The following is a 9991-nucleotide window of genomic DNA, read 5'->3' as shown; positions in this document are numbered from 1 at the left end:
TTTCGCGCACTTTGGGATCCGCGGGTGCGGAACGGGCGCCGTGTGGCCGCTGCAAAGCCCGATTCGGGTGCGAAATGGACGCCTCGCACGCGCCACAAAGCACAGCTCGGGTGCGAGCACGCGTCGCAACGCCCCCGCCCGCGCCCGAAACGCCCTAATTTACTCTGCCTGGAGCCCGTACTCCCGCGCCAGCTGCTCCCACGCGGGCAGCGAACCCTCGATGACCTCGGCCGCCACGCAGTACCCCACGCGGAGCCAGCCCTCGGCACCGAAGCTGTTGGACGGCACGGGCAGCAGCTCGAAGGCACGGGCGCGCTCGCAGAACGCCTCCGCATCGGGGTCGGGCGAGCGAACCCACAGGTAGAAGGCACCGTCGGGCTCCACATAGGAGTACCCGAAGCGCTTGAGCGCGCCGCACAGCATATCGCGGTTGCGCGCGTACGCCTCCACGTCGGACGGCACGTCCACGCAATCAATGACCACGCGCTGGAAGAGCGCCGGCGCGCACACGAAGCCCAGGCACCGCGCCGCGCCCGCGACGGCGCACATCACGCGGCGGCCCCAAGCGCTCGCCTGTGGCACGAGCACCCAGCCGATGCGCTCGCCCGGCAGCGAGAGCGACTTGCTATATGAGTAGCACACCGCCGCGTACTCATAGAGCGCGGGAACCCAGGGCACCTCGGCACCGTAGGTGATCTCGCGGTACGGCTCGTCGGAGATGAGCGCGATGGGCTGCTGGTTCTCCCGCGCGGCGGCGCGCCCGGCGTTCGCCTCGTCGAGCACGCGCGCGAGCGCCTCGAGGTTCTCGCGCGTGTAGACCACGCCCGTGGGGTTGTTCGGCGAGTCGATGATGACCGCGGCCGTGCGCGGCGTGATGGCTGCCGCCACCGCCTCGACGTCGATCTGGAAGGTCTGCGGGTCCGCCGGCACCTCCACGCAGGTCGCGCCGGCCGTCTCGATCCACACGCGGTACTCGGGGAAGTACGGCGCGATGACGATGACCTCCTCGCCCGGGCAGGCCACCGCGTGGAGCGCGCACGAGACGGACGCCGCCGCGCCCACCGTCATGAAGATGTCGGCCATGCCGTACGACGTGCCGAAACGCCGGTTGAGCGAGTCCGCCACCGCCTGGCGCGCCTCGGGCATGCCGGGCGCGGGGGTGTAGCCGTGCAGCACCTCGGGCGGCAGGGTGAGCGAGCGCTCGATGCTCGCGCGCACGGCGTCCGGGGCGGGCACGCTGGGGTTGCCCAGGCTGAAGTCGAACACGTGCTCCGCACCCACCTGCGCCTTGCGCTCGTTCGCGTAGCTGAAGATCTCGCGGATGACCGAGCTTTCCGCACCGCGCGCGTACATCGCCTCGTTGACCATGGCAACCCTCCTGACCGGGCGCCGCCGCGCCCCTCGTTTCACCTGCCCATCGTAGCAAACAGGGCGGGGCACGGAGGTGGCGTCGCACATTTATTACTAGGGGACGCGCCGGGGTGATAAAAAGGTGTCAGTCACCTATTTATCATCAGGGAAGAGCGAGCTGGGCACCGGGGGGCGCAACGGCTGCCTCGTGATAAAAAGGTGACTGACACCTTTTTATCACCCCGGCGCGTCCCCTCCCCCTCCGCCCGCTCCCCCGGAAATAAAACGAAATAAGAAAAATTACTTTGGTACCTTGACATCTCATATACCGGTAGTAGCCTATTCAGGCGCTAAAAAATTACTTAGGTACCTACGAAATCTGAAGGAGGCGTTGAACCACATGGTCGAAACCATATCGGACGACCAGTCGCATGCGCAGGCGCAGCGCGCGGAAGAGGACGCGGCGGCGGACGAACCCGCAGATCAGCGGCCCGCGGCGCCCCAGCAGCCCGCGGCCGCCAAGCCCGCCCAGACGCCCGCCCCGAACGTGCAGCCCACGCCCACCCGCGAGGAGCTCATCCTCCGCGGCCTGGGTTTCTGCGGCCACTACCTGCACTTCCACGAAGGCGGCCGCTCCGGGCGCGAGCCCATCCTCTGCATGCTCCACCGCGCGGGCGGCAGCATGTCGCAGCTTGAGCTCGGGAGCCGTTTCGAGCTCAAGCCCGGATCGCTCTCAGAGATCCTCGCCAAGATCGAGACGGCAGGGCTCATCGAGCGCACCCGCGACCCGCGCGACCGCCGCGCGCTTTCCATCCACCTCACCGAGGCGGGCGAGCAGGAGGCGCTCCGCGCCATCGAGGCGCGCAAGGCGTTCCGCGACCAGGCATTTTCGAACCTCACCGTAGAGGAGCAGGACGAGCTCGTCGTCTTGCTCGGAAAGATCCGTAACCGTTGGGAGGAACTTGCATGATCAAAACCCTCATGGCAAGCATCCGCGAGTACCGGCGCGCAGCCATCGCCACGCCCATCATCGTGACGGGCGAGGTCGTCATGGAGGTGGCGATCCCCTTCGTCACCGCGCAGCTCATCAACGTCATCCAGGCCGGCGCGACGCTCGGCGAGATGCTCCCCTACGCGGGCGTGCTCGTGGGCATGGCGCTCGCCTCGCTGGCGTTCGGCATCGGCGCCGGCATCACGTGCTCGCAGGCCAGCTGCGGCTTCGCGAAGAACCTGCGCCACGACGTGTTCGCCGCCGTGCAGCGCTTCAGCTTCGCCAACATCGACCAGTTCTCGGCCTCGTCGCTCGTGACGCGCCTCACCACCGACATCACCAACGTGCAGCTCGCGTACATGATGATCATCCGCACCGCCGTGCGCTGCCCGCTGCTGCTCATCGCCGGCATCGTCATGGCCTTCATCATGGCCGGCCCCATGGCCTTCGTCTTCGTGGTGATCGTCCCCATCCTGGGCTTCGGCCTCTACAAGGTCGTGCGCACCGTGCACCCCATCTTCCGCTCAGTGTTCCATAAGTACGACGCGCTCAACGAGTCCATCGAGGAGAACGTCACCGGCATGCGCGACGTGAAGAGCTACGTGCGCCAGGACTACGAGAAGCAGAAGTTCGGCGTCGCCGCGCAGGACGTGTGCCGCGACTTCACGCGCGCCGAGAAGATCCTCGCGCTCAACACGCCCATGATGAACTTCGCCGTGTACACGGTGTTCGTCGTGGTCATCCAGTTCGGCAGCTACCTCATCATCTCCAGCAAGGGCACGCTGCTCAACGTGGGCCAGTTCAGCGCCCTCACCACCTACGGCTTCATGATCCTCATGGCGCTCATGATGGTGTCGATGGTCTTTGCCATGATCGTCATGGCGCAGGAGAGCGCCGAGCGCATCGTGGAGGTCATCGAGACCGAACCCACCATCGAGAACCCCGCGCACCCCGTGACCGAGATGGTCGACGGCTCCATCGACTTCGACCACGTGACGTTCAAGTACTCCGAGAAGGCCGAGCACCGCGCGCTCGCCGACATCGACCTGCACATCAAGAGCGGCGAGACCCTCGGCGTCATGGGCGGCACCGGTTCGGCCAAGACCTCGCTCGTGAACCTCATCAGCCGCCTGTACGACGTGACCGAGGGCTCCGTCAAGGTGGGCGGCGTGGACGTGCGCGACTACGACCTCGACTACCTGCGCAACAACGTGGCCGTGGTGCTGCAGAAGAACGTGCTGTTCAGCGGCACCATCAAGGAGAACCTGCGCTGGGGCGACCCGGACGCCACCTACGACGAGCTCGTCGAGGTGTGCAAGCTCGCCCAGGCCGACGAGTTCATCCAGACCTTCCCCAAGAAGTACGACACCTACATCGAGCAGGGCGGCACGAACGTCTCCGGTGGCCAGAAGCAGCGCCTGTGCATCGCGCGCGCACTGCTGAAGCACCCGAAGGTCCTCATCCTGGACGACTCGACCTCGGCCGTGGACACCAAGACCGACGCGCTCATCCGCGAGGGCCTGGCGCAGTACCTGCCCGAGACCACCAAGATCATCATCGCGCAGCGCACGAGCTCCGTGGAGCACGCCGACCGCATCCTCGTGCTCGACAACGGCCACATCGCCGGCCTGGGCACGCACGACGAGCTCATGCAGACCTGCGACATCTACCGCGACACCTACGAGCAGCAGAACCGCACCGGCGCCGAGGAGGACCTCGGCGACGACTCCGTCGTGGAGGGCGAGGAGGCGGCCGAGGGCGCCGTCACCGAGCAGCTGCCCGAGGCTCCGGCAACCCCGGACGTGGCGGGCACGGTGATCGCCTTGGAAGAGAACGCCAACCCGGAGGGAGGTGCCGCCGATGAGCAGTAGCAACGCGGCCGAAACGGCCTTCAAGAACACGCTCGGCGTCAACACGCCCGAGCCGCCCGAGCCCGAGGACACGCGCCAGAACGTCGCCGGCCGCAAGAAGCTGGCGCCCAAGAAGACCGGCGTGCGCGGCAAGACGCTCGCGCGCCTCATCAAGACGCTCTTCTCGTTCTATCCCAAGGCGCTGCCGCTCGTTATCTGCTGCATCGTGATCTCGGCCATTCTGTCGTCGCTGCCGGCCACCTTCATGCAGCGCGCGCTCGAGATCGTGACCGCCACCTGGCAGTCCGGCGACTGGCAGTCCGTGGCCGGGCGCATCGGGTCGCTCGTCATCACGCTCATCGGGATCTACGTGGTCTCGCTCATCCTTAACTTCACCTACACGCGCACCATGGCCATCATCACCCAGGGTTCGCTCGAGAAGTTCCGTGAGCGCCTCTTCGACCACATGCAGGACCTGCCGATCAGCTACTTCGACACGCACCAGCGCGGCGACATCATGAGCCACTACACCAACGACATCGACGCCCTGCGCCAGATGATCGGCCAGTCGCTGCCCAACATCACGCTCACGATGGTCACGCTCGTGTCGGTGTTCTGCGTCATGATCTACTATAGCGTCTGGATGGCGGTCATCATCGTCGCGGGCGTGCTCTTCATGGCCTACATGACCAAGGTGCTGGGCTCGCGTTCGGCGCGCAACTTCGTGGCGCAGCAGAAGGAGATCGGCATCGTCGAGGGCCACGTCGAGGAGATCATGAACGGCCAGCGCGTAGTGAAGGTGTTCTGCCACGAGCAGGCCGCGCAGGAGGACTTCGACGTGCGCAACGAGGAGCTCTTCCGCGCGAGCCGCGCCGCCAACATGTACACCAACACGCTCGGCCCCATCCTCATGAACCTCGGCAACCTCATCTACGTGGTCGTCGCGCTGGTCGGCGGCGTGTTCATCGAGATGCACGTGCCCAACCTGTCCATCTCGGGGCTGCCCTTCTCCATCGCGGTCACCGTGCCGTTCCTGAACATGACCAAGCAGTTCGCCGGGCAGATCGGCCAGATCTCGCAGCAGATCAACTCCGTGGTCATGGGCCTCGCCGGCGCCGAGCGCCTCTTCGAGCTCATGGACGAGGAGCCCGAGCACGACGAGGGCTACGTGACGCTCGTGAACACCAAGATGGTGAACGGCGAGCTCGTGGAGACGACCGACACCAAGAGCGGCCGCTGGGCGTGGAAGCACCCGCATCACGACGGCCGCGTGGAGCTCGTGCCGCTGCGCGGCGACGTGCGCCTGAACGACGTGGACTTCGGCTACAAGCCGGGCCACACGGTGCTGCACGACATCTCGGTCTGGGCGAAGCCCGGCCAGAAGATCGCGTTCGTGGGCGCCACCGGCGCGGGCAAGACCACGATCACGAACCTCATCAACCGCTTCTACGACATCGCCGACGGCAAGATCCGCTACGACGGCATCAACATCAACAAGATCCGCAAGGACGACCTGCGCCGGTCGCTCGGCATGGTGCTCCAGGACGTGAACCTGTTCACCGGCACCGTGATGGACAACATCCGCTACGGCCGGCTCGACGCCACGGACGAGGAGTGCATCGCCGCCGCGAAGCTTGCCGGCGCGCACGGCTTCATCGAGCGCCTGCCCGAGGGCTATAACACCATGCTCACGGATAACGGCTCGAACCTGTCGCAGGGCCAGCGCCAGCTGCTCTCGATCAGCCGCGCCGCCGTGGCCGACCCGCCGGTCATGATCCTGGACGAGGCCACCTCGAGCATCGACACGCGCACCGAGGCTATCGTGCAGAAGGGCATGGACGCGCTCATGAGCGGGCGCACCACGTTCGTCATCGCGCACCGCCTCTCCACCGTGCGCAACTCCGATGCGATCATCGTGCTCGACCACGGCCGCATCATCGAGCGCGGCAGCCACGACGAGCTCATCGCGAAGCACGGCGTGTACTACCAGCTCTACACCGGCGCCTTCGAGCTGGAGTAGGCCGAGCTGGAGAAGGCTGCTCGGCAGGGCGGGGGCGCGACCCGTGGCCGCGCCCACACGCCCCCTTATCTCCTGGTTTTGCATATTCCAGGAGGTAGGGGGCGTTTTTCTCTGCTTACTGTCCGGATTTGCATATTCCGGGAGATACGTCATAGCGCGCTGGAGCAAACGCTGGAGAACGTCCACCGCGCGTTGAGATTACCACGCGCTGGGGGTAGTCCACCACGGGCGCGGCGGCTCGTCCGGCCGTGCGCGATAGTCGCGCGGCACAAGGGCGCCCGGCGTCACGCCCGCCGCCGTGAGAATCTGCCGCAGGCGGCCGCGCGTTCGCACATCGCTCCACGTGAAGCGTGCGACGGGCATGCCGAGCAACGTGATGTGCGATTCGCGCTTCCGCTCGCTCAGCAGGGCATCGACCGTCGTCCTTTCGCCCAGAAGCGTCGGATCGACGTACTTCCCCTTGCCGTCGAGTTCGCCGATCACCGCCTTCCCGTTACGTAGCTCGAATACGAAATCGGCGAAATACGTGCCCTGCTCATCGACGGGGTCGCAAAGCTCGCGCTGCAGGTCGGTGGGCACAATGCCCTCGCAGATCATGACGCCGCGCGCGACGGATTCGCCGCCGCTCTCTGCGCGGGCATCCGCATAGGCAGCAACCTTGCGCGCCGTGCCGACCCCCTTCCGCCGGGAGGCGAGCTTCTGCACGATCTCGCCCAAGAGCCCGCGATCGATGCCGAGCCTTCGGAGCAAGCCGTCTGCCACCGCAAGACCGTCGATGAAAGGTGACGAGCACATGCTTTCGACCGCCGCCTGCACCATCGGGGCGACCTTGATGCCGTCGACGGTGGTGGTGTCCGGGGTCGAAGCCGCATGGCGCGCGATGCGGGCGGCGCTTGCCGTGGGCGAATCGGCGCTTGTATACAGGTGAATGGTGCCGAGCTGGCTGAAGCTGACCGGAAGACCGTGCAGCAGCGCTGCGCTCGTCGAGCAGATGACAGCATCGGGATGCGCACGGGCATACCCGCGGATGATGTGCAGCTCGCGTTCGTTCTGCCGGAGCCCATCCCAAGACGCAGCAGATGCGAACAACCGAGGAAACGGCTCGACGACCTCGTCTTCCAGCGCATGCCGACGGAGTAGGCGCGCCTCTTTGTCGCTGTGCGGAGCATAGCAGCGGCGCTCGGCGAATGCGGCACCCAGCCGCTGACGTACCCCGAGCCATTCTTGCCTCGTGCGCCCCATCGTCCCTCCCCACCGGTAGCCACGCCCTTGAAATACCAGCGTAGCGGGGGTGTCTGAGGAAGCCTAGTGGGCGCGAATCTTGCAGGAATCTGGCACGAATCTGACAGGGCACCAAGCTGCGCGTACGGGCTCTACCAGGGGTGATGTGGAAAACCCATTCGGCAAACGGAAGATTTTCCGCCGCGAGCGGTGCGCAGGCGGAGATACCGCGCCGCCATCGATGCGCCTGTGCTGCAGTCGATGCGCCGCCGTCGATGCGCGGCCGTATCGTCGCGTTGCGGTATTGCCCCGCGGTATCTCCCTGCAGTACTGCCCCGCAGCATCTCCCAAAATATGCAAATCCAGACAATAAGCCCGTCCGAACAAGCTCTTATCTTCCAGAATATGCAAATCCGGGAGATAAGGTCGACGCGGTGCAGCGACCACGGCGGAGCGGCCAAGGTGGACACGCCGCGGAGGGGCAGCATCGCCCGCGCGGCGGCAGGCCTACAGCAGGCCGAAGTGCTCGAGCGCGGTCACCACGCCGTCGTCCTGCACGGGGTCGGTCACGTAGGCGGCGCGGGCCTTCACCCCGGGCATGGCGTTGCCCATCGCCACGAATGTCTCCACCGCGTCCGCCATGGGCAGGTCGTTCTCGGAATCGCCGAACGCGAACGTACCCTCCCGGCCGCGGCCCAGGCACTCGAGCGTCCGCCGCACGCCGTAGCCCTTATCGACACCCTTCGCCGTGAACTCCACGATACCCAGCCCCAGGTCGAAGAAGCTGAAATGCTCGTCGAAGAACGCCGGGTCGACGGCCTTGAGCGCCTCGAGGTCGCTCGCGTAGATGACGAACTTCGTGAAGTGCATGTCGGTCTTGGCGCGCAGCTCCTCGCGCGTGCGCACGATGAGGTCCGCCGCGCCCTCGCCGTAGATTGACTCCGCGGGGGCGTAGGCCACGTCCCCGCCCGTGGCCTCCAAAAGCACGGGGACGCCGCTCGCGTCGGAGCAGGCGGCGACGCGGTCCGTGAACGCGGGGTCGACCGCCTCGTCGAACAGGATCTCGTCGCCCAGCGACACGCAGGAGCCGGCGGAGGAGATGATGCCCGAGGGCTCGAGCGCGAGCAGCGAATCGGCCATGAGCGCGAGCGGACGGCCCGTGCAGATGAACGTCAGGTGCCCGCGTTCGCGCAGCTCGTGGAAGGCGCGCGCGACGCCATCCGACGGGCGCGCGTTCGCGACGGTCTCCTCGACGCTCACGCCCGGCTTGTGGTAGATGAGCGTGCCGTCCACGTCGAAGAACAGGATGCGGGGTGCCTCGCTCGCGTGCGATGTCATATGCGATGCCTTTCTCTCTCGTCAACAGGCAGTATTATGCCCAAGTCCACCGCGTTTCGCAGCGCGATAGGTACAATTGAGCCACCCGATCGACCACCAGGAAGGTGCATCATGGAATGCTACGCAAGCTGCCCGGCGTCATTCGAGCGCGCGCTCGCCACCGAGCTGCGCGGGCTCGGCGTGCCGCGCGTGCGGCCGCTCAAGGGGCGCGTCTCCTTCGAGGGGTCGGCGCGCGACGCGTACCGGGTGTGCCTGTGGTCGCGCCTCGCGAGCCGCGTCTACCTCGTGATCGGGCGCTTCTCCTGCGCCTCGGCCAACGACCTGTACGACGGCGCGTACGAGCTCCCCTGGCCGAGCATCCTGAAGGCCGGCGCGAGCCTGGCCATCTTCGCGCAGGGGACGAACGACGCGCTGCGCAACACCCGCTTCAGCGCGCTGCGCGTGAAGGACGCCATCGCGGACCGCATGCTCGCGGACACGGGTGCGCGGCCCGTCGTGGACACGCACGCCCCCGACGCGCGCCTCTCGCTCACCATCCGCGGCGGGCGCGCGAGCCTGGCGCTCGACCTCTCGGGCGAGCCGCTGTTCAAGCGCATCCCGCGCAGAGTGCTAGCTTGCGCGCCGTCCGGCGTGGACATCCTGCGGCCGGATTATGCGGCGCTCCTTCTGGCCGAGGTCGGCTGGCAGGCGGCGTGCCGGGGGGATGAAGCGCGGGCGGATGAGAAGGGCGCGGGAGCGGCGGTCGAAGCTGCGGGCGCAGATGAGGCCGCGGGGGCTGGCCGGATGTCGGAGGCCGCGGCAGTCGAGGCCGCGGGCGAAGGCGCGGTTCCGGAAACTGCAGCCGCGGCAGATGCCGAGCGACCCGGGCGGCAGCCCCTCCCCCGCCTCATCGACTTCGCCTGCGGCGAGGGCGGCGTGCTGCTCGAGGCAGCCGCCATGCTCGCGGGGCGCGCGCCCGGCGTCGCGCGGACCCGCTGGGGCTTCCAGGGCTGGGCGGGTCACGACCCGGCGCTCTGGCGCGGGCTCCTCGCCGAAGCCCGTTCCCAGGAGCGCGACGGCGCGGAGCTCGCCGGGCGCATCGTGGCCACCGACCTTGACGACCGTGCCCGCGCGGCAGCGAAACGCCTGGTGGAAGCCGGTGGCTGGGATGCGGCCGTGACCTTCGCCGAACCCGATGCCGCCATGCTGCGCGACGCCGCGCACGCCGCGCTCGCGAAGGGG

At 67.2% G+C, this 9991-nt stretch carries 7 protein-coding genes; 4 read left to right on the top strand and 3 right to left on the bottom strand.

Annotation, left to right across the window (positions count from 1 at the left end; all coding sequences use genetic code 11):
* Positions 1-159: 159 nt before the first annotated feature.
* Entirely contained in the window at positions 160-1368 is a 1209-nt protein-coding gene (locus BN423_RS10360; RefSeq protein WP_019240178.1) for a pyridoxal phosphate-dependent aminotransferase, read from the bottom strand.
* Positions 1369-1750: 382 nt separating this feature from the next.
* On the opposite strand from BN423_RS10360, the gene BN423_RS10355 reads away from it, so the two are divergent.
* Genes BN423_RS10355 through BN423_RS10345 form a run of 3 tightly spaced genes read left to right on the top strand, consistent with a single transcriptional unit; the run spans position 1751 to position 6211 of the window.
* Positions 1751-2320: a MarR family winged helix-turn-helix transcriptional regulator gene (locus BN423_RS10355; RefSeq protein WP_019240177.1), complete on the top strand. Its 570-nt coding sequence runs from the start codon at positions 1751-1753 to the stop codon at positions 2318-2320.
* Positions 2317-4212, top strand: a complete 1896-nt coding sequence (locus tag BN423_RS10350; RefSeq protein ID WP_019240176.1) for an ABC transporter ATP-binding protein — start codon at positions 2317-2319, stop codon at positions 4210-4212. The genes BN423_RS10355 and BN423_RS10350 overlap by 4 nt, the downstream gene beginning before the upstream one ends.
* The gene (locus BN423_RS10345) at positions 4202-6211 is read left to right on the top strand and encodes an ABC transporter ATP-binding protein (protein WP_019240175.1); all 2010 of its coding nucleotides are present in this window, start codon (positions 4202-4204) and stop codon (positions 6209-6211) included. Before BN423_RS10350 ends, BN423_RS10345 begins: the two co-directional genes overlap by 11 nt.
* 198 nt (positions 6212-6409) lie before the next feature.
* Here BN423_RS10345 and BN423_RS10340 read toward each other — a convergent pair whose 3' ends face one another.
* Together BN423_RS10340 and BN423_RS10335 are read right to left on the bottom strand one after the other, a co-directional pair.
* Positions 6410-7453: a hypothetical protein gene (locus BN423_RS10340; protein ID WP_232385577.1), complete on the bottom strand. Its 1044-nt coding sequence runs from the start codon at positions 7451-7453 to the stop codon at positions 6410-6412.
* A gap of 486 nt (positions 7454-7939) precedes the next feature.
* Complete coding sequence (locus BN423_RS10335; RefSeq protein WP_019240173.1) at positions 7940-8770, bottom strand: HAD-IIB family hydrolase; 831 nt, start codon at positions 8768-8770, stop codon at positions 7940-7942.
* Between the two features lie 111 nt (positions 8771-8881).
* Between BN423_RS10335 and BN423_RS10330 the strand changes: the two genes are divergently transcribed.
* A partial coding sequence (locus BN423_RS10330; protein ID WP_019240172.1) for a THUMP domain-containing protein occupies positions 8882-9991 on the top strand: 1110 nt, incomplete at its 3' end.

It is taken from the genome of Enorma timonensis, from assembly GCF_000321165.1.
Lineage (GTDB): Bacteria > Actinomycetota > Coriobacteriia > Coriobacteriales > Coriobacteriaceae > Enorma.
Note: the sequence above shows the minus strand (reverse complement) of the source record. Positions and strands in the feature narration are given on the sequence as shown.

Excerpts from the sequence above, each read along its gene's own strand:
- BN423_RS10340 (WP_232385577.1), bottom strand. The coding sequence starts at position 7,453 with ATGGGGCGCACGAGGCAAGAATGGCTCGGGGTACGTCAGCGGCTGGGT.
- BN423_RS10355 (WP_019240177.1), top strand. The coding sequence starts at position 1,751 with ATGGTCGAAACCATATCGGACGACCAGTCGCATGCGCAGGCGCAGCGC.
- BN423_RS10350 (WP_019240176.1), top strand. The coding sequence starts at position 2,317 with ATGATCAAAACCCTCATGGCAAGCATCCGCGAGTACCGGCGCGCAGCC.
- BN423_RS10360 (WP_019240178.1), bottom strand. The coding sequence starts at position 1,368 with ATGGTCAACGAGGCGATGTACGCGCGCGGTGCGGAAAGCTCGGTCATC.
- BN423_RS10335 (WP_019240173.1), bottom strand. The coding sequence starts at position 8,770 with ATGACATCGCACGCGAGCGAGGCACCCCGCATCCTGTTCTTCGACGTG.
- BN423_RS10345 (WP_019240175.1), top strand. The coding sequence starts at position 4,202 with ATGAGCAGTAGCAACGCGGCCGAAACGGCCTTCAAGAACACGCTCGGC.